Source organism: Paraburkholderia caffeinilytica, assembly GCF_003368325.1.
Taxonomy (GTDB): domain Bacteria; phylum Pseudomonadota; class Gammaproteobacteria; order Burkholderiales; family Burkholderiaceae; genus Paraburkholderia; species Paraburkholderia caffeinilytica.
Map to the genome: position 1 here is coordinate 2137935 of NZ_CP031466.1, position 19622 is coordinate 2157556.

A 19622-nucleotide genomic window follows, 5' to 3' on the forward strand; every position below is an offset into this window, starting at 1 on the left:
AGGACAGGACATGACGACTTATCAGGAATGGCAGCAGAAAGCTGAAACCCTCTCACTCGACGGAAGAGCGTTTATCGCGGGGCAAAGGTGTCCGGCTGCGTCGAACGAGACGTTCCAGACACTCAATCCTTCGACGGGAAAAGTACTCGCCGATATCGCAAAGTGCGATACGAAAGACGTCGAGCGCGCGGTTGCGGCGGCGAGAGAGGCGTTCGAGTCCGGCGTGTGGTCGAAGGCAGCGCCGGCGCAGCGCAAGTCGGTGCTTCTGCGGCTCGCGCAACTGATCGAGGAAAACGCCGAGGAACTGGCGCTTCTCGAAGCACTCGAGGCGGGCAAGCCAATCAGCGAATGCATGGGACTGGATATCCCCGAATCCGCCGCCTGTATCCGCTGGCACGCGGAAGTGACCGACAAGCGGTACGACGCACTGTCGCCGTCGGGTGCAAGCGTCGTGAGCATGATTACGCGCGAGCCGATCGGCGTCGTGGGTGCGGTGTTGCCGTGGAACTTCCCCGCGCTCATGCTGGCCTGGAAAATCGGCCCTGCGCTGTCGGTGGGCAACAGCGTCATTGTGAAACCCGCCGAGCAGACCTCGCTTTCGACACTGCGCATCGCCGACCTCGCAACGCAGGCCGGCGTGCCCGCGGGCGTCCTCAGCGTCGTAACCGGATTTGGCGAAAGCACGGGCCAGGCCCTGGGCCGCCATGCGGATGTCGACCTGGTTGCTTTCACGGGCTCCACGGAAACCGGCAAGCGCTTCCTGCATTACTCGGCGGACACGAACCTGAAGCGCGTCGTGCTGGAGTGCGGCGGCAAGAATCCTCAAGTGGTTCTGCCCGACGTCGCGAACCTGGACGCCGTCGCGGAGCAGGCAGTCGCCGCCGCCTTCTGGAACATGGGCGAGAACTGCAGCGCGGGCTCGCGTATTCTGGTTCCTTCGACTAGCAAAGCCGAGTTGCTCGACAAGGTCCTCGCCGTTCTGCAAGGATGGAAAACGGGCGACCCGCTCGACCCCGACGTCAAGCTCGGTTCTCTGATTGAAGAGAAGCACTATCAAAAAGTACTCGCCCACATCGAGAAAGCGAAGGCGGAAGGCGCGCGCCTCGTGTGCGGCGGCAAAGCCACGCGCACTGAAACCGGCGGATGGTTTGTCGAGCCGACCATCTTCGACAACGTCACACCGCAGATGAGCATCGCCCGCGAGGAAGTTTTCGGCCCGGTCGTCTGCTTCATCGAATACGCCGATGTCGACGAGGCTGTGCGGATCGCCAACGACACCTGCTATGGACTCGCTGCATCGCTATGGACCGACAACGTCAACAACGCTCACAAGATAGCCGCCCGGATCAGGGCGGGTACGGTCACGGTGAACTGTTTTGGCGAGGGCGACCTGTCGACTCCTTTCGGTGGATTCAAGCAATCGGGCTTTGGCGGCCGCGATAAATCGGTCTACGCGCACGACCAGTATTGCGAGCTGAAGACCACCTGGCTGAAACTGGACTGAGGCTGGACTGAGGCAATTCGATTCGAGCGGGAGCCCGGCCTGTCACGCCGGGCTGTTGACTTTCCCGACGCGGCTGCGTTTAATGCTGCCGCGCTTTAACGCTATGTGAGACCCAATGCGACTTGGATTCATCGGGACCGGCACCATCACGCAGGCAGTCGTCACCGGATTGCTTAAGTTCGACTTTCCGTTTGACCGCATTTCGCTGTCGCCCCGCAACGCGGACACTGCTGCGGCGCTTGCCGCGCTCGATAAGCGAGTGCAGGTATGCGAAAGCAATCAGGAAGTGCTCGAGGCGTCCGACGTTGTCTGTCTTGCAGTCGTGCCGCAAATCGCTGCCGACGTATTGAGCGAACTGCATTTCGATGCGCGCCATCACGTCATCAGCTTCATCGCGGGAATGTCAATCGACGAAGTGCGCAGGCTTATCCGCGCGCACAGCAAGGTCGTTCGCGCGATACCGTTGCCGGCCGTGGCCGAGGGCAACGGAAGCACGGCTATCTGTCCCGCGGATCGCGTGGCGACATCCTTGTTCTCGGCGCTGGGGCAAGCGGTCGAAGTCGACGACGAGGCCAGATTCGACGCACTGTCGGCCGTCACGGCGACGATGGCGAGCTTCTATGCGGTGCTGGAAGCCCAGGCGTCATGGCTGGTCCGCCAAGGGCTGGATTACGATGCCGCTCGCGCATTTCTGTCGGGTTACGCTGTGGGTCTCGCACACGATACGACCCGAAGCGGGAAGTCGTTTGCGGGGCTGATCGAGCACTGCATGACGCCGGGCGGCATCAACGAACAGGTTCACAACGAACTCACGAAACGCGGTACGTATGCACATTTCGCCGACGCTCTGGACCGGGTGTTGGCGAGGATTCAAGGTCACGTATAGCGCCGCACGCAACGCCGCATGTAAGGCGACATACGACAACGCCGCACACAACGCCGCCGGGGGCGACGCAGCCCCCGGGTTGACCTCTCTTGCCAGCGAGCAAAGAGACTCGCAAACTATTCCGGTTGAGACGCCTCGGTCTCATGACCGGGGTAGCCGCCTTGCACCGGGGCAAATAGCGCGGCCTGGATCCGCAGTCCTCGGACAGAACCACGCGCTTGCGCGTGAAAAGGTGACAACGATGCAACAGAAGCATTTATTCGCTGACAGACTCCTCGCCCAGATGCCGTCGCTACGGGCGCTGCGATGCTTCGTCACCGCGGCGCGCTACGAAAGCTTCACGCAGGCGGCGGAAGTGCTTTGCGTCACGCAGGCCGCAATCAGCAGGCAAATCAAGGAACTCGAAGATTCACTCGATGTGGCCCTGTTTGAGCGAACCGGGCGGCATATTGCGCTCACCGACGCGGGCCGCATTCTCTACAACGCGTCGTATCTGTCGATCATGAATATCGCGGAAGCGGCCGAGGCGGTGCGCCGCTCCGACAAGCGCGCGCTGACCATTTGCGTCTCGCATACGTTCTCGGCGCTGTGGCTGTCGTTCAGGCTGCCCGCATTCCGCAAAAGGTTCCCGGATATCAGATTGGTCGTGATGGTGACCGAGCATTTCATGGAGCTGGACGAGCTCATGCAACCTGACGTCATCATCACCAAGAATCCGCCGCGCGAACCGGAGTATGAAGTCGAGCCGCTCTTCCACGACGTGGTGTATCCCGTCTGCAGCCGGCCGTTCTTCGAGCAACATTTTCGCGGGCAGTCGCTGAAGCCGCTCGACCTGCTGTCGCAGCCCACGTTGAACCTCTCGCTGCTGGGACGGGCCCAGGTGTGTGAACATGTCGACTGGCGCGTGTGGCGAAACTGGTTTCAGCAAGGCGATGGCTCCGACAGGATCAGCGAAAACGAACACTTCGAGAGCAACGACTATCGACTCCTCGTCGCTCAGGCCGAAGCGGGCGAAGGCACCCTGCTCGGCTGGCATCATCTTGTCCATCGCCAGATCGAACAGGGCCGCCTGATCCGGCCGGTGCAGGACGCGCTCGAGTTCCACGACCGTCATCACTACCTGATCACGCACAAGAACGCGAAGCTTCGAGCGGAGTATCTGCAGTTCCGTGAATGGCTGGGTGAGGAAGTCGGCGCGATGATGCGCGAATGGCGAGGCGTCGAAGCGGCGGAAACCACCAGGTAGCGTGCGCCGACACCCGTTCGAACAGCATGAGCAGGTCCGTCGAAAGACGACTCTCCTTCCTCGCCGGTTTCCGGAGCGCTTCTACACCGTCAATGCAGCGTGAGTGCAGGCAGTCCCATGTTTAACGACCCCATTCATCACGGAACCGCCCGGCCGCTGCGCTTTGGAATCGTGCTGTTGCCCAATTTCACGCTGACCGCATTTTCCGGTTTCGTCGACCTTCTCAGACTGGCAAGCGACGAAGGCGACATGAGCAGGCCAGTCCGTTGTTCGTGGACCATCGTCGGCGAGTCTTCCACCCCCGTCCGGGCAAGCTGTGGCATCCAGGTCACGCCGTGGACCACCTTCGAGGAAGCCAAACCCTTCGACTACGTCGTGATCGTCGGCGGGTTGCTGCACTCCGGGCCGTCCGCAAGCAAAGCCACGCTCCAGTTCATTCGCGACGCCGCGAAAACGTCCGCCACCCTGGTCGGCATTTGCACAGGGGTATTTGCCTTGATGCGGGCCGACGTGATGGACGGATATCGCATCTGCGTGAGCTGGTTCCACTACTGGGATTTCGTCGAGCGCTTTCCGGGCCTTGACGAACGCAATCTTGTTGCGGACCGGCTGTTCGTGATCGACAGACGCCGGATTACCTGCTCGGGCGGGCGCGCCTCGATCGATGTGGCGGCGGCTATCCTGCTGCGCCATGTCGAGGCCACAGTCGTGCAGAAGGCGCTGCGCATCATGCTTGTGGATGATGCCCAGAAAGGCAATGCCCCGCAGCCGCATCCTCCAGGACTCGAACCCGCAGCGCACCCCAAGGTCAGGCGCGCGATCCTGTTGATGGAACAGCACATGGGTCAACCGTTGAGCCTGGGAGAACTTGCCCGCCGTCTCGAGATGTCCGTCCGGCAGCTCGAGCGTCTGTTTGCCGCGGAAACGGGAAAGTCGCCGCACGCGTACGGGCGACAGATCCGGATACGCACGGCATCATGGCTGCTGACGAGCTCTGACCGGACAGTGGCCGATATCGCGACATCCTGCGGCTTCTCCGACGCTTCGCATCTTGGCCGTGAGTTCCGAAAAGAATATGGCGAATCGCCGAATGCCTATCGCGTGGCGCGACCGCAAAGCGAGGCATCAACGCTGGGCGCCGGGTAGCGCGCGGCGCTGGACCATGAACGTAGCATGCAAGCGCTCCGGCTGCCCGAACAGCGGGCAGCCGAGGCACGACAGGCAGGACTTCCTCTTTAACCGACACTGGATACGGCAGATCATGACTACCGGGCACGCGCAGGATGAAATGGCTCTCTTTGGATTGAACGTCAAGAATGGGCGACGCTGTTATTCCATCGACGAGCGTGACTGGCAGCCTATGAAAATCGGAGAAACAGTGCTTCCCGGCTTTCTCTGGATTCCCGTTGCCGACGATGAGAACGGTGCGTGGAGCAGCTACTGGATGCGTCTGCAACCAGGGGCGCGGTCGTTCGAGCATCAACACGACTCGACCGAGCTGATTCTTGTTCTCGACGGAGTATTCACGGACGACGACGGCACCGATTTCCTGCCGGGACAGACGGTGAGCTACCCGGCCGGATCGCGGCATAGCACTTTCTCGCAAGAGGGCTGTACGGTACTGGTCGTCGCGCATACCGGGTCGACGATCGTTTCTCAACCACGAGCCACGCGCCCCTGACCAACGGGAAGTGAATTGACCATAAGCGCCGGGCGGAAATCGTTAAAACCGCTCGTCATGCCTATGTCGAAACGATTCATACAACGCGGCCCTATTCTGGCTGGAGGGGCGAAATGAAACCGCCAACCGCACGGACCAAGGGATATCGACGGCTTATCCCTTCGCTGACAGCGCTCGTCGAGTTCGAGGCGGTCGCGCGGCACGGGAGCTTCACGCTGGCAGCCGATGAGCTAGGGGTGACCCAGGCCGCGGTAAGCCGGCAGGTCAAATTTCTCGAGGAAACGCTCGGGACCCGGCTATTCGACCGTCTGCATCGTTCAATCAAACTCACTGAGGAAGGTGAGGCGCTGTATCTTGTCGTCGCCGAGTCGATGCAGAAAATTGCAGGCGTTTTTGACCGGCTGGCCAGCGGCCCGGTCCAACAGGAACTGGTGCTTGCGGCAACGTCTGCGTTCTCACATTTTCGCCTCCTGCCTCGGCTGGGGTCCCTCAGGAAAGCCCAGCCGAATCTTCAGCTTCGCATCTCCACGCAGATGTTCACCGCTGACCTCCGCCCCAAGGAAATTGATGTCGCCGTACGATTCGGAAACGGACGATGGGGCGATGGCACGGCAACCTTCCTTTTTGACGAAGAGGTCTTTCCTGTCTGCTCGCCGGATTGGCTGAAATCGCGAGGCGCGCCGGAATCGCTGCAGGACGTCACTCGCGCCGCCCTCATCGAGTCGGATTCCACCTCGGAAGGCTGGATGGGATGGGATGAGTGGTTTCACGCTGTGGGCGTGAGGCCGGAGCGATTGAACTTCGCGCTGCGCTGTAGTCTTTATACGGATGCAATCGAGGCCGCACGCTACGGTCAGGGTATCGCCCTTGGCTGGGGAAGATTGGTCCACGACCTTCTCGAGGCTGGCGAACTTGTCAGGCTGCCGTCCGCTTCGCTCAAAGTGAGCGATTCGTACTACATCGTGGTGCCGCACGGGCGCACGATTGCCCCGGAAATCGACGCTCTCATCGACTGGCTTCGGCAGGATTCCATAGAGAATTGAAGCGCCTGCAAGGCGCCGCCCATACATGCCCGGAGAAGCGGGCTCACGCATAATCTAAAGTAATGTCAGACCGAAAATAAAGCGCATTGACGCTCATTTTCGTCAATCCAATACTCAAGTCATAGCGGGAACAATCGAAGTCCCGACCTATCCTGAACGTTGGAGAAAGACGATGTCCGAAGTGCAACGCAAAACCCATGGCGAGTTAATCCGAAGCCGTCGACCCGGTCACGGCATGCCCGGCGAGCTCTTTGGCCGCCAGGATGTTTTCGAAACGGACGTCGAGGTCTTTTTCCACAAGCACTGGATCCTGGCCGGCGTCACGGCGGACGTGCCCGAACCCGGCGATGTGTCGACCGTCGATATCGGCAAGGCGTCCATCATCATCGTGCGCGACGACGATGAGAATGTCCGCACTTACCGGAACGTCTGCCGCCATCGCGGCGCACGTCTGAAAGAGGCTGGGAAGTCGACGGTCGGCATGCTGGTCTGTCCTTACCATCAGTGGACGTATGACCTCGACGGAAGCCTGCGCCACGCTGCCCACATGGGCAAGGACTTCGATCCGACCTGCCGGAGCCTGATTCCGGTGCACACGAGGATTGTCGGAACGCACATTTTCGTCTGCCTCGGTGAGAACCCGCCGGAGGACATCGCGAAGCTGGAAGAAACGATGGCGCCGCGTTTTGCGCCGTACGACCTGAAGAACACCAGGATTGCCTTCGAGCAGGAAATCATCGAGAACGGCAACTGGAAACTCGTGATGGAAAACAATCGCGAGTGTTACCACTGCCAGGCCACTCATCCGGAATTGACGGCATCTTTCCTGCCGGAAGACTTCGGCTTCTGTCCTGAGAATCTCAGCGAGGAATCGCTGCGCGCGCTGGACGAGTACAAGGCGCGCAACGCAGCATGTCAGGCAAGCTGGGAGCAGGACGGATTTATCAGCGCCAGTGTCGAGTGGCTGGACGAAGATGCGGTCACCCAGTTCAGAACCCAGCAACTCGTCATCGCCGGCAACGGTGAATCGCAGACCATCGACACCAGGGTCGCCAGCACCAGGCTGTTTGGCAATCTCCAACGGCGCGATCTCGGCGATACGCACCTCTGGACACACAACTCGTGGACGCATGTCATGAGCGACCACGCGGTGATCAGCTACATCATTCCGCTCGCGCCAGACAAGACGCTGGTGCGCTCGAAGTGGCTGGTTCACGCAGACGCCGTCGAGGGCGTGGATTACAGGATTTCGGATCTGACCGAAGTGTGGGTTGCAACAAACCTGCAGGATAAACACCTCGTGGAGATCACGCACGAAGGCACTCAGGACCCGGCATACTCGCCGGGCTTGTTCTCGCCTTTCACGGAAACCTACGTGGACCAGTTTTCGCGCTGGTATGCAGCCCGATTGAACGCACACGGCATCCGAGCAGAATGACGGCCATGAACTCTTCCGAACGAATCCTTGATGCCGGATCCGCTGCCGCTGACAGGCTGTCCAGTCCCGACACGTGGGAGAGCGGCGGCAGGCTCTGGCCGAGTAGCGAGCGGCAGGCGCTGACGTGCTGCCGCATCGTCAACGAGACGCACGACGTCAAGAGCTTCGAATTTCGCACGAGCGATGACTTGCCCGTGCGTTTCGAGCCCGGTCAGTTCATGACGGTATCGGCGAATGTGCAAGGACAATCGATCGAACGTTGCTACACGATTTCCTCGCCGCCCACGCGTCCCTATCTGCTTTCCATCACGGTAAAGCGGGTTGCGGGAGGGATCATGTCCAACTGGCTTCATGACAACCTGACACCAGGGAGTCAGCTGAAAGCGTATGGTCCGTCCGGCACGTTCACCCCGACCGTTGCGCCTGCGCCGAAGTCGTTGTATCTGTCAGCGGGGTCGGGCGTGACGCCGCTGATGTCGATGACACGCGCGAGCATCGATCTCGGGCTCGACCGTGATATCGCGTTCGTCCACAGTGCAAGAACACCCGCCGATATCGTGTTTCGCGAGGAACTGCAAAGACTCGCGACACTCTCCCCTCGTCTGCGCCTCTTCTTCGTATGCGAGGAAATCGGCGGCGAGAAGAATTGGGCCGGTGCGACGGGCCGATTGAGCCTCGAACTCCTGTCGGAATGGCTTCCGGATTACGCAGACCGCGAGGTGTTCACCTGCGGCCCGGCCGGCTACATGCGTGCCATAAGGGATCTGCTCCGCGAAGGCGGTCACGACCCGGCGCGTTATCACCAGGAGAGTTTCGATATCCCGGCAGGTGCCGCAGCGGTGCCAGCCGCTGCCGCTGCCGCTGCCGCTGCCCCTACCTCTACCTCGAAAGAGAACGAGGCAGCTCAGGACATCTTCACGGTCAAGCTTGCCCGCTCCGCCAGAGCGTTCACGATGAGCCAGTCGGAAACCGTGCTGGCTGCTGCGAAAAAGGCGGGGGTCGCGATTGCCTCCTCCTGCAGTCAGGGTATGTGCGGCACCTGCAAAACCAGGGTACTCGAAGGCACAGTGGATATGCATCACAACGGCGGGATTCGCGACAGGGACGTCCAGAAGGGCTTCCGCCTTCTATGTTGCAGCCGTCCTACCTCCGATCTGGTGCTGGAACTCTGAGCGACCATTCGATGAACCGGACAACGCCGGGCGCTGTGTGTTTTTCGGCGACAGCTGCATTCCGGGAAGGCAAGTGCCCTGCCCGATCGCCCGGCAAACGGAACACGCCGGATTCGAGTTTCATATAAAGCGAGATGATTCCCCGGAGGAATTGCATGTCTGCCGACGAGACGATTGATGCGAGTACTGCCGCCAATCTGACGCGGACGAACAACGCGTTGTTCGATGTCAGGACCCACAGGCTCGCCCGGGTGCGGGAACAACTACACAAGAACAACTGCCCCGCGATATTGCTTTACGACCCGGTGAACATCCGTTACGCAACGGACACATCGAACATGCAAATCTGGACAGGACGCAATCCGTCGCGATATGTGATGGTATTTGCCGACGGCCGCGTCATCGCGTGGGAGTTTCACAGTTGCGAGCATGTGTGGGATGGCCTGAATCTGGACCTCGAGATGCGCAGTGCTGTCGGTTGGACCTTCTTCAGCGCGGGCACCGAAGCCGGGCGCCGCGCTGACGTGTGGGGGGCGGAGATAGCCGATGCGCTGGGCAGGCGTGCACCGAACGAGCGCCGTCTGGCGGTCGACCGGCTCGACCCCATCGGCGCCGCCTGTCTGATCAGGAACGGCCTGACCCTTCTGGACGGACAGGCCATGATGGAGATGGCCCGGACGGTTAAGTCATCAGGCGAGCTCGTGCTGATCAACGAGTCCCTGCGCGCCTGCGAGAAAGGGATTGAGCGGATGCATCGCGAGCTTCGGCCGGGCATGACCGAACAGGATCTCTGGGCCAACCTTCACCACGAAAATATCCGGCACGGCGGCGAGTGGATTGAAACCCGCCTTCTCGCCTCGGGGGACCGGACCAATCCATGGATGCATGAATGCTCCTCGCGGGTTCTGCAGCGCGGCGAGTTGTTAGCGTTCGATACGGATATGGTCGGGCCGAATGGCTACTGCTCGGATATCTCCCGGACATGGACGGTAGGCCATACCCGGCCCTCCGACGAGCAGCGCAAGCTTTATGAGGCAGCCTATTCACAAGTCCATTTCAACATGGACCTGTTGCGCCCAGGCATGACATTCCGCGAATTCTCGGAAAAGGCCTGGAAGATACCGGAGCCATATCTGAAGAACAGATATAGCTGCGTGGCGCACGGCATCGGCATGGTCGACGAATATCCGTCCATTGCGCACCAGGTTGATTGGGAAAGCGCGGGTTATGACGGTCGGTTCGAAACCGGCATGACGCTTTGCGTCGAGAGCTACATCGGCGCGGAAGGAGGCAGCCAGGGCGTGAAACTCGAGCAGCAGGTGGTGCTCACCGAGTGCGATTGCGTGCCGCTCACCTTGTGCAGCTTTGAAACCCGCTGGCTGTGAGGCCGGCGCGACGAAGGGTTCGCCCTGGTACGCGCCAAGGCCGGCTGCAAGATGCCCAACGCCGATGACTAACATATTGAAAATCAATTAAATAAACGCCGCCAACGGTCGATAACAAGTTCAGCCGCTTCCCTTTTGCGGTTGGACTTAACATGCAGAGCTCATACAATTTTTGGCTGGTTGCAATCTCGTTCGCCGTCGCGGCGCTGGCGTCATATACAGCGCTCGATTTGACGGGCCGTATCTTCCTGCTGGCGTCGGCACGTCAGCGGCACGCGTGGCGCCTCGGCGGCGCCGCGGCACTCGGTGTCGGCATCTGGTCGATGCACTTCGTCGCCATGCTCGCCTTCTCGCTGCCGATTCCGCTCGGCTACGATTTCTCGACGACCGCTTATTCGCTTGGGCTCGCGATCGGCGCGTCGTATCTGGCGCTGATCGTGACGACCCAGGCGCGGCTCACGCCACTGCGGCTCATCGCCGGTGGCGTGCTGATGGGCTTCGGCATTGCCGGCATGCACTACACGGGCATGGCGGCGATGCAAATGGAGCCGGGCATCCACTATCAGCCGGCCTGGTTCGCCGCTTCGCTGGCGATCGCGATCGGCGCATCGACCGCCGCGCTGTGGATGGCGCGCGCACTCAGCAACGACGGCGAACACCACGTGTTGCGCAAACGTTTCATCGCGGCGCTGGTCATGGGCGTCGCGATCAGCGGCATGCATTACGCCGGCATGGCGGCCGCCGAGTTTCCGGCCGGCGCCGTGTGCGGCGCGGCCAAGGGCGTGAATGCCGCGTGGCTCGCGACTTCGGTGATCCTGTTCACGTTTGCGATTCTGATCGTCACGCTGATCCTGTCGCGGTTCGATGCGCGCACCAGCTTTCTGGTCAGCGCGGTGTCGAAACTGAACGGTCAGATCGTGCGGCTCGCCACGCTCGACACGCTGACGGGCCTGCCCAACCGCAGCACACTCACCGAACGCATCGACCGCGCCATCCATAGCGCGCGCCGGCGGCGCTCGCTGTTCGCCATCCTGTTCATGGATCTCGACGGCTTCAAGACCATCAACGATTCGCTCGGCCACTCGGCCGGCGACGAAGTACTGTCCGCATTCGCGCAGCGTCTTCTGCAGTGTGTGCGTGCGAGCGACACGGTCGCGCGTCTCGGCGGCGACGAATTCGTCGTGCTGTCCGAGAACCTGGCTTCACGCGAAGACGCCGGCACGATGGCCGAAGACGTGCTCGACCGGATGCGCCAGGGCGTATGGGCCGATTCGCAGCCGCTGCAGGTGATGCCGAGCATCGGCATCGCGCTCTTTCCCTACGACGGCGATACCGTCGAGACGCTGCTCAAACATGCCGACGCGGCCATGTACGAAGCCAAGCGCGCAGGCCGCGGCACCTATCGCTTCTTCGAACAAAGCATGAAAGAAGCCGCAATGCGCACGCTGCAGATTCAAAGCGCGCTGCACGAAGCGCTCACCACCGGCCATTTCTCGCTGCACTTCCAGCCGAAATTCCACGGCAGCGGCGACTCGCTGGCGGGTGCCGAAGCGCTGATCCGCCTGCACCATCCGCAGCTCGGCACGCTGACGCCGCTCGAGTTCATTCCGATTGCCGAGCGCTCGGGCCAGATCGTACAGATCGGCTACTGGGTCCTGCGCGAGACGTGCCGGCAGATTCGCCGCTGGGTGGAGCAAGGCCTGCCGTTGATGAAGGTGGCGATCAACCTGTCGCCGCGTCAGTTGTCGCAACCGAACCTGGTCGCGACGATGCTCGATATCGTGCAAGCCGAAGGCGTGCAATGCGCGCAGATCATGTTCGAAATCACCGAAACCGTCGCGATGCAGGACGCGCCGAAAACCATCGAAATGATCCGCGAGTTCCAGGCAAGCGGCTTTGAGATCGCCATCGACGATTTCGGCACCGGCTATTCCAGCCTCGCCTATCTGCAACGCTTTCGCGTCAAGCAATTGAAGATCGACCGCTTCTTCACCAACGGCCTCGACGAGCACGGACCGGAAGGCAGTGCGATCGTTTCCGCGATCATCGCGCTCGCGCATTCGCTGGACATGGACGTGGTGGCCGAAGGGGTCGAAACCGAATCGCAGCTCGGCAAGCTCAAGTCGATGATGTGCGACGAGATGCAGGGCTTCCTGCTAGGCAAGCCGCTCACCGCCGACGACTTCGGCGAGATGCTGCGTGCAAGAACGGTGACGGCATGAGCATGCGGATCGGTTTGAAATGCGCGGACCTTTGCGACGCGGTTCGCTCATCGCGGCGCGTCCGCTGCGCAGCCTCGTTTTACCGATAAGCAGGAACAGACAGATTGGCTGCAGGAGACTTCATGAAAATTGACGTAGCGACGTTCCAGACGGTGTGGCTAATCACGTTTCTGTGCAGCGCCTTCATCACGACAGCACTTTCGCGTATGTTTGCGCAGGTCAGCGCCTTCCGCTTCTGGTCCGTCGGCTTTTATCTGCTTGCCGCTGCCACGGCATGCTTCGCGTTGCACAAGATCTGGCAAAGCGATCTGCTGTTGCTGGCCACCGCGACGCTGGCGTTGCAGAGCCGCATTCTGATCTGGTCGGGCACGCGCGATCTGTTCGGCGCATCGGCACCGTGGCGCGCCGGCCTCGTCGTCACAGCCGTGTTCTGCGTGCTGTACGGGAGCGTGCTGGCATGGAACGCGCCGCTGGTGGTCCGCGCCGGCTTGCTGGCGCTGTTCTTTGCGCCGTGCCGCGCGGCAACGCTGTATGAAGTGGTCCGCCGGCGCCGTCCGCAACTCGGGCCGGCGCGCATGCTGGTCGCCGTGGGCAGCGGCATCGCGACGCTCAATGCCGTCGTGCCGCTCGTGCTCGTGCTGCTCGACCGCTCCAACATGACGCTGCTGTACGGCAATCCTCGCACCACCTCGGCGCTTTACGCCGTCGTGTTTGCAGGCGATCTGCTGCTGACCATCGGCCTGATCGTGCTGGCCTTGCACCATCTGATCGTCGAACGCGACATGCTCGCCACGCTCGACCGCGGCGCGCATGAGCTTCTCGCCGGGTCACGGGACATGCGCGGGCCGCGCGAGTCGCGGTCGCCGCGCTGCGATGCGCTCGGCCACGACACGTCCGCGCAATGCCAGACGCTGCCGGGGCCGGTTTGACGCAAAGCGCGGGCGGTTATCGGCTTATCGGCTTATCGGCTTATCGGCTTATCGGCTTATCCGCTTATCCGCTTATCCGCTTATCCGCTTATCCGCTTATCCGCTTATCGGCTTGGCCGCTTGGCCCCTTAGCCGCTTGACCGGCTAGCCGTTTAGCCGGCCTTGCACGTCTCGCGTGCGGAGCCGGCCAACGACACGAGAATCGGCGCCGCCTGCGCGGCATCGCGCCTGGTGAGCTTGCCGTCCACCGAGGCGCCGCAATCCATCCGCACTCAAGCTGGCAATTCCGCCGCGCGCACCGCTATCCGATCAAGCCCGTCCAGTTCCCTGAGCCGCGCGACCAGCGCATCGCCGGCGCGCGTCATCGGCATGCGCAACTCGTCGCGTATCAGACCTTGCGCGGCGAGCAAGGCCTTCACCGGCGCCGGATTCGGTTCGGCGAACAGCGCCTGGATCAGCGGCGCGAGTTCATGAAAAATACGCCGTCCTTCGTCGAGCCGGCCCGCCGACAACGCACGATACAGCGCGACGAACCGCTCCGGCCGCACGTGCGCCGAGGCCGCGATCGCTCCGCTTCCACCGAGGCACAACGTGTTGAAGATCGCGATGTCCTCGCCGGTCAGCACCTGCAAGCGGCCGTCGCGAATCAGCGCGAGTGTGGTGTCGAGCGAACCGGCGCAATCCTTCACGGCCTGAATCCGCGGATGCGCGGCAAGCGTCAGGAGCGTGTCGAGTTCGAGCCGCACACCGGTTCGATAAGGAATGTCGTACAGCACGACGGGCTTGTCGCTCGCATCGGCAAGCGTCATGAAGTGCCCGACGATGCCCGCTTGCGAAGGCCGGATGTAGTACGGCGCGGCCATCAGCACACCGGCGATCGGCAGCGCGTTCAGTTGCTCGATGCGCTCCTTCATGCTCGCCGTGTGATTGCCCGACACGCCGACCAGCACCGGCAGCGCTTGTGCGTCAGCGCCGCGAGCGGCGGCGTGCGCTCGCGCTTCGTCGAGAATCGTCGCCAGCACGGCGTCCTGTTCGGCGGCGTCGAGCGCGGCCGGCTCGCCGGTCGTGCCGAGCGCGACCACCCCGGCAATGCCCGCGTCGGCATAGCGGCGCACCAGCGCGCGCAGCGCGGCGTGATCCACCTCGCCATCGGCGAAAGGTGTGATGAGCGGAACCCAGATACCCGAAAAAATAGACATGTCTTTACCTCGATGACGACCGTATCGATTCCAGTCAGCAGTGCGAGGGGGAAAAACAGGGAATGCCGCAGGCGGGCGTTGACCGGCTGTTCCGTCGCACATCTGACGGAACAGCGTGCTCCGGTCAGATGAGCGGCTGTTTTTTGGCTTTGGCGCTAGCGCTCGGGAACCCCGCGCGCGCGGCCACGACGCTCGCGAAAGCGAGACGTGCGATGGTTGACGGACGGAGTCGGAGCGTTGGGCCGGAATGCATGAGACGCAGTGTAACCGCGTCCGGCGCGAGTTGGCAAAGCGGATCGGCAAACGGGTTTGCCAAACTCGCAAAACTGCTTGACTTCTGCGACAGGGAAACTAATATACGCACCGCGTACATAACCGGTACACAACCCATACCCGACAGGTGCCCGCATGAGCGTCCCGCAACAAGCCTTCCTACGCGACGCGATGCGTCGCCTGAACATGACCCGCGACACGTTCGCGAGCCGCATCGGCGTATCGCGCCGCGCGCTCGACACATGGCTCTTGCCGGACGATTCGCAGGAATCGCGCGCCATGCCGGAGATCGTGGAGCGTTTCGTGTCGGAGATCGTGGTGCATGGCGAGCCGGGTGAAACCTATACGCAAAGCGTAGACTCGCAATCGCTGGCGAGCCAGATGCTGTTCGAAGGCAAGCCGCAACTGCTGTCGGTCGATCAGTTCTCGCGCGACTCGGTCGAGGCGCTGTTCCGCGTCGCCGACATCATGCAGCCGATCGCGCGGCGCCGGAAAATCTCCCGCGTGCTCGAGGGCGCGGTGCTCGGCAATCTGTTCTTCGAGGCCAGCACCCGCACCCGCGTGAGCTTCGGCGCGGCCTTCTGCCGGCTCGGCGGTTCGGTGTGCGACACCACCGGCTTCACGTTTTCGTCGATGGCCAAGGGCGAGTCGATCTACGACACCAGCCGCGTGATGAGCGGTTATGTGGATGCGCTGGTGATCCGCCATCCGGAGCAAGGCTCGGTGGCCGAATTCGCACGCGCCACCAACGTGCCGGTGATCAACGGCGGCGACGGCCCGGGCGAGCATCCGAGCCAGGCGCTGCTCGATCTGTACACGATCCAGCGCGAGTTCTCGCGTCTCGGCAAGATCGTCGACGGGGCGCATATCGCACTGGTCGGCGACCTGAAATATGGCCGCACGGTGCATTCGCTGGTCAAGCTGCTGGCGCTGTATCGCGGCATCAAGTTCACGCTGATCTCGCCGCCCACGCTCGAAATGCCGAGCTACATCGTCGAGCAGATTTCGCGCAACGATCACGTGATCGAACAGACCCACGATCTGCCCGCGGGGCTGCGCGGCGCCGACGTGGTGTACGCCACGCGCATCCAGAAAGAGCGCTTCACCGACGAATCCTTCGAAGGCTATACGCCGGATTTCCAGATCAACCAGGCGCTGATGGACAGCGTGTGCGGCCCCGACACGCTGATCATGCACCCGCTGCCGCGCGACAGCCGGCCGGGCGCGAACGATCTGAGCGTCGACCTGAACCATGACTCGCGTCTTGCGATTTTCCGGCAGACCGACAACGGCATTCCGGTACGGATGGCGATTTTCGCCGTGCTGCTGGGTGTGGAAAAGCTGGTTCAGCATTCGATGCGCGACGCCGCGTGGCGCCCGCCGGCATATCTCGGTCCGGACGATGCGGTGTTTCACGGCATCGATTGATCAGGATTCGATAATTGAACGACGGCCTTGCAGGTTATCCGCAAGGCCGCTTCGGCGGCCGCAACCTCCATCTTCAGTACCCACCCGACTAAATCCGAACTAGACTGGTTTCGTCAGTCCCTTCCCCAACCGTAACCTCAGCAGTGTCAGTCGTCGTTAAAGAAGTCGCTTATTGCAGTGCGTCACGAATCGATTCGATTTTGGATTCACCCACATACGAACAGGACGACTTATCATGGCCGACACGAGTTATATGGCGCGCAAGTCCGTCGCGGATATTGTCGCAAGCGCGGAGGGCGGCGAACGCCATCTGTCGAAGTCGCTGGGCGCGCTCAGCATCACGGCAATGGGTATCGGCGCGATCATCGGCGCCGGCATCTTTGTTCTGACCGGCACGGCCGCGGCCCATTATGCAGGGCCGAGCATCATTCTTTCGTTTGTCCTCGGCGGGATTGCCTGCGCCTTTGTCGGGCTCTGCTACTCCGAGCTGGCTGCCATGCTGCCGGTCTGCGGCAGCAGTTACACCTATACGTATGCCACGCTCGGCGAATTATTCGCGTGGGTCATCGGCTGGGATCTGATTCTCGAGTATGCAATGGGCGCGGCGACCGTTGCGGTCGGCTGGTCAGGCTACATCGTGAGCCTGTTGCACAACGTCGGGATCAACATTCCGCCCACCATGGCGGCTGCGCCCGGCACCACGGTGACGCTCGCCGACGGCAGCACGGTGGCCGGGGTCGTCAATTTGCCGGCGGTCTTCATTATCGCCGTGCTGACCATCATGCTCGTGCTCGGCACCAAGGAGTCGGCGCGGCTCAACAACGTCATGGTGGCGATCAAACTGACCGTGGTGCTGGCATTCATCGTCATCGGTGCCTTCTTCGTGCATCCGGCCAACTGGCATCCGTTCATTCCGCAGAATACCGGCGAATTCGGCAATTTCGGCGCGAGCGGCATTCTCCGCGGATCGGCTGTCGTGTTCTTCGCTTTCATCGGCTTCGATGCGGTGTCCACCGCGGCCCAGGAGGCGCGCAAGCCGCAGATCGACATGCCGATCGGCATTCTGGGCTCGCTGGTGATCTGCACGCTGCTCTACATTGCGGTGGCCGGCGTGCTGACCGGACTCGTTCCGTATGCCGAGCTCAACGTCCCGGATCCGATCGCGAAAGGTGTCGATGTGATCGGCGTCACCTGGTTTTCCGTGCTCATCAAGATCGGTGCGCTGACCGGCTTGACGACCGTGATTCTCGTGCTGCTGTATGGCCAGAGCCGCATCTTCTTCACGATGTCACAGGACGGCCTGCTGCCGCACCTGTTCGCGGAAGTCCACCCCCGTCTGCAAACGCCTCATCTGAGCCAGATGATGATCGGCGCCATCGTCGCGGTTGTCGCGGCGTTCACGCCGATCAACGTGTTGGGCGAGATGGTCAGCATCGGTACCCTGTTCGCGTTCATTCTCGTCTGCGGCGCCGTGATCTATCTGCGCCGCAGCGACGCGGGAGCGTTAAGGCCGTTCCGCGCGCCGGGCGTGCCGGTGATCCCGATCCTCGGGATTCTGTTTTGCCTGCTGCTGATGGTCGGGCTGCCGCTCGTCACGTGGTTGCGGCTCTTCGTCTGGCTCGTGATCGGGCTTGTCATCTACGGGGCCTACGGCCGCAATCATTCGCGCCTCCGCCATCCGGAACAGGCGCACGATTGATAGCGCGGCGCGTCGGACGATGCGGTGTTTCACGGCATCGACTGAACGATTGAACGACTGAACGACCAATTACGATTTGCCGGTGCAAAGCGGCCTTGCTGAAAACCAGCAAGGCCGCTTTTTTTTTGCCGTCACTCGAACGCCCGTCACGGGCGCTTCGTCACCCCGTCATCCGTGACTTCCGCTGGATTGTCCTGAGCGCGCGAGACACGCAAAGTGGTATCGCCGTCGAACGCATCCGGGCACGCTGCCCCGTTCCGGAGAGCGCGTCGTTCTTCGCGCACGTCGGCCCTTTTCCACAACAGGAAAAACATCATGTCCTTGCGACGCTTCCTCACTCGAACCTGCCGCGCCGCACGCGCGGCAATCGGCCACCGCAACGAACCGGGAGGCTGAAATGGGCACCGACCATTTTGCCAACCGCTTCCGGCTGCATGCCGCAAGGGACAATGCCCTCCCTGACGGCGCATCGCCCGGCGCACTGCTGGCCCAATTGCGCGACGAATGCGAGGCGATGGCGCGCTACGCGTTGCATCACGGCCTGCCGGTCGCGCCTGAAACCATCGCGTTACTGAGCGCGCTGATCGACGGCACCGCGCCTGACAACCCGCCTCCCGGCGCGGCTGGCGACGCACCTCGCCACACCAACACCGCCGGCGACGCGCCTCGCCACGCAAACACCGCCGGCGACGCGCCTCGTTACGCCGGCACCTCGCAGCACTCGCTTGCATCGATCCACCGGAAACTGGCCGCGCTCATCGCGCCGGCCACTCCGCAAGCCGTCACGCTGCTCGACGCGCAACACCGTCTCGGCCGTCCATTCGCGTGGCTCGGTCCAGTGCCGCTGATCAGGTTGCTGACGGTCGCGGCGATTGCATTTCTGATCGCCGTGGTCGCAACCGGCCTGTCGCCCGACGTCTCCGCGGACAACGTCGAGCGCGGGTTCCTCGATTCGCACGGCACGCAGCTGTTGTGGAATGCGCTGTTCCTGCTCTTTTGCGCGGGACTCGGCGCATCGTTCGCGACGCTGTTTCAGGCACATCGTTACATCGCCGCCTCGACGTACGACCCGAAGTACGACGCATCTTACGGTGCGCGCCTGATTCTCGGACTCATTGCCGGGTTAATCCTCGTCGAGATGCTGCCGTCGCACCTCTTCGATCAGGGCAGCATGCACAGCTTCGGCAAGCCCGCTCTCGCCATGCTCGGCGGTTTCTCGGCGACTGCCGTACACCGCTTGCTGCAACGGCTCGTCGACACGCTCGACACCCTCGTGCGCGGCGATCGCTCGTCCGACGCGGACGCCGCACAGCAGACGCGCCGCGCCCAGGCCGCGAGCGAACGCACGCAATGGCAGAGCGAAATCGCCGCGAGCCTGCTCGATCTCCAGCAGTCGCTCGATCATCCGGATGCCGGCGACACCGCGCGCCGGCGCCTCGCGGATCTCACCCGCGCGATGCTGGCAGGCGAGCCGGTCCGGCTATCCGCTACCTCTATTCCAAACGACCCGGAGTAAC

Annotated in this window: 15 protein-coding genes; 14 read left to right on the forward strand and 1 reads right to left on the reverse strand. The window is 62.2% G+C overall.

What is annotated here, in order from left to right; all coding sequences use genetic code 11:
- Positions 1-10 precede the first annotated feature (10 nt).
- The 11 genes from DSC91_RS09465 to DSC91_RS09515 all read left to right on the forward strand — a co-directional run bounded on the left by DSC91_RS09465 (position 11) and on the right by DSC91_RS09515 (position 13506).
- Positions 11-1504, forward strand: a complete 1494-nt coding sequence (locus DSC91_RS09465; RefSeq protein ID WP_115777879.1) for an aldehyde dehydrogenase — start codon at positions 11-13, stop codon at positions 1502-1504.
- A gap of 115 nt (positions 1505-1619) precedes the next feature.
- Positions 1620-2390, forward strand: a complete 771-nt coding sequence (locus DSC91_RS09470; protein ID WP_115777880.1) for a pyrroline-5-carboxylate reductase — start codon at positions 1620-1622, stop codon at positions 2388-2390.
- A 241-nt stretch (positions 2391-2631) separates the two neighbouring features.
- Positions 2632-3636 carry a LysR substrate-binding domain-containing protein gene (locus tag DSC91_RS09475; protein ID WP_115777881.1) on the forward strand — a complete coding sequence of 335 codons (1005 nt, stop codon included), beginning with the start codon at positions 2632-2634 and terminating at the stop codon, positions 3634-3636.
- 117 nt (positions 3637-3753) lie between these two features.
- Complete coding sequence (locus DSC91_RS09480) at positions 3754-4782, forward strand: GlxA family transcriptional regulator (RefSeq protein WP_115777882.1); 1029 nt, start codon at positions 3754-3756, stop codon at positions 4780-4782.
- 115 nt (positions 4783-4897) lie between these two features.
- The gene (locus DSC91_RS09485; protein ID WP_115779773.1) at positions 4898-5317 is read left to right on the forward strand and encodes a cupin domain-containing protein; all 420 of its coding nucleotides are present in this window, start codon (positions 4898-4900) and stop codon (positions 5315-5317) included.
- A gap of 113 nt (positions 5318-5430) precedes the next feature.
- Complete coding sequence (locus DSC91_RS09490; protein ID WP_115777883.1) at positions 5431-6360, forward strand: LysR substrate-binding domain-containing protein; 930 nt, start codon at positions 5431-5433, stop codon at positions 6358-6360.
- Positions 6361-6532: 172 nt separating this feature from the next.
- Positions 6533-7798 (forward strand): aromatic ring-hydroxylating oxygenase subunit alpha, encoded by a 1266-nt coding sequence (locus DSC91_RS09495; protein ID WP_115777884.1) that lies wholly within the window; start codon positions 6533-6535, stop codon positions 7796-7798.
- Positions 7799-7803: 5 nt separating this feature from the next.
- The gene (locus tag DSC91_RS09500) at positions 7804-8970 is read left to right on the forward strand and encodes an FAD-binding oxidoreductase (RefSeq protein WP_115779774.1); all 1167 of its coding nucleotides are present in this window, start codon (positions 7804-7806) and stop codon (positions 8968-8970) included.
- 155 nt (positions 8971-9125) lie between these two features.
- Positions 9126-10355, forward strand: a complete 1230-nt coding sequence (locus tag DSC91_RS09505; protein WP_115777885.1) for a M24 family metallopeptidase — start codon at positions 9126-9128, stop codon at positions 10353-10355.
- A gap of 152 nt (positions 10356-10507) precedes the next feature.
- The gene (locus DSC91_RS09510) at positions 10508-12577 is read left to right on the forward strand and encodes a putative bifunctional diguanylate cyclase/phosphodiesterase (RefSeq protein ID WP_115777886.1); all 2070 of its coding nucleotides are present in this window, start codon (positions 10508-10510) and stop codon (positions 12575-12577) included.
- Between the two features lie 122 nt (positions 12578-12699).
- Positions 12700-13506, forward strand: a complete 807-nt coding sequence (locus tag DSC91_RS09515) for a hypothetical protein (protein WP_115777887.1) — start codon at positions 12700-12702, stop codon at positions 13504-13506.
- Positions 13507-13778: 272 nt separating this feature from the next.
- On the opposite strand, the gene dapA is transcribed toward DSC91_RS09515, so the two are convergent.
- Positions 13779-14705, reverse strand: coding sequence for a 4-hydroxy-tetrahydrodipicolinate synthase (dapA, locus tag DSC91_RS09530; RefSeq protein WP_115777889.1), 927 nt, complete (start codon positions 14703-14705; stop codon positions 13779-13781).
- Positions 14706-15113: 408 nt separating this feature from the next.
- Here dapA and DSC91_RS09535 point away from each other — a divergent pair, with 408 nt between their 5' ends.
- From DSC91_RS09535 to DSC91_RS09545, 3 genes are all read left to right on the forward strand, one after another.
- Positions 15114-16406, forward strand: a complete 1293-nt coding sequence (locus DSC91_RS09535; protein ID WP_115777890.1) for an aspartate carbamoyltransferase — start codon at positions 15114-15116, stop codon at positions 16404-16406.
- Positions 16407-16641: 235 nt separating this feature from the next.
- Entirely contained in the window at positions 16642-18105 is a 1464-nt protein-coding gene (locus tag DSC91_RS09540; RefSeq protein WP_115777891.1) for an amino acid permease, read from the forward strand.
- Positions 18106-18502: 397 nt separating this feature from the next.
- Entirely contained in the window at positions 18503-19621 is a 1119-nt protein-coding gene (locus DSC91_RS09545) for a hypothetical protein (protein ID WP_115777892.1), read from the forward strand.
- The last annotated feature ends 1 nt before the right edge of the window (position 19622 follow it).

Coding starts and splice junctions, on each gene's coding strand:
- DSC91_RS09490 (WP_115777883.1), top strand. CDS start 5,431: ATGAAACCGCCAACCGCACGGACCAAGGGATATCGACGGCTTATCCCT.
- DSC91_RS09505 (WP_115777885.1), top strand. CDS start 9,126: ATGTCTGCCGACGAGACGATTGATGCGAGTACTGCCGCCAATCTGACG.
- DSC91_RS09475 (WP_115777881.1), top strand. CDS start 2,632: ATGCAACAGAAGCATTTATTCGCTGACAGACTCCTCGCCCAGATGCCG.
- DSC91_RS09535 (WP_115777890.1), top strand. CDS start 15,114: ATGAGCGTCCCGCAACAAGCCTTCCTACGCGACGCGATGCGTCGCCTG.
- DSC91_RS09470 (WP_115777880.1), top strand. CDS start 1,620: ATGCGACTTGGATTCATCGGGACCGGCACCATCACGCAGGCAGTCGTC.
- DSC91_RS09515 (WP_115777887.1), top strand. CDS start 12,700: ATGAAAATTGACGTAGCGACGTTCCAGACGGTGTGGCTAATCACGTTT.
- DSC91_RS09495 (WP_115777884.1), top strand. CDS start 6,533: ATGTCCGAAGTGCAACGCAAAACCCATGGCGAGTTAATCCGAAGCCGT.
- DSC91_RS09465 (WP_115777879.1), top strand. CDS start 11: ATGACGACTTATCAGGAATGGCAGCAGAAAGCTGAAACCCTCTCACTC.
- DSC91_RS09485 (WP_115779773.1), top strand. CDS start 4,898: ATGACTACCGGGCACGCGCAGGATGAAATGGCTCTCTTTGGATTGAAC.
- DSC91_RS09480 (WP_115777882.1), top strand. CDS start 3,754: ATGTTTAACGACCCCATTCATCACGGAACCGCCCGGCCGCTGCGCTTT.
- dapA (WP_115777889.1), bottom strand. CDS start 14,705: ATGTCTATTTTTTCGGGTATCTGGGTTCCGCTCATCACACCTTTCGCC.
- DSC91_RS09510 (WP_115777886.1), top strand. CDS start 10,508: ATGCAGAGCTCATACAATTTTTGGCTGGTTGCAATCTCGTTCGCCGTC.
- DSC91_RS09540 (WP_115777891.1), top strand. CDS start 16,642: ATGGCCGACACGAGTTATATGGCGCGCAAGTCCGTCGCGGATATTGTC.
- DSC91_RS09500 (WP_115779774.1), top strand. CDS start 7,804: ATGAACTCTTCCGAACGAATCCTTGATGCCGGATCCGCTGCCGCTGAC.
- DSC91_RS09545 (WP_115777892.1), top strand. CDS start 18,503: ATGGGCACCGACCATTTTGCCAACCGCTTCCGGCTGCATGCCGCAAGG.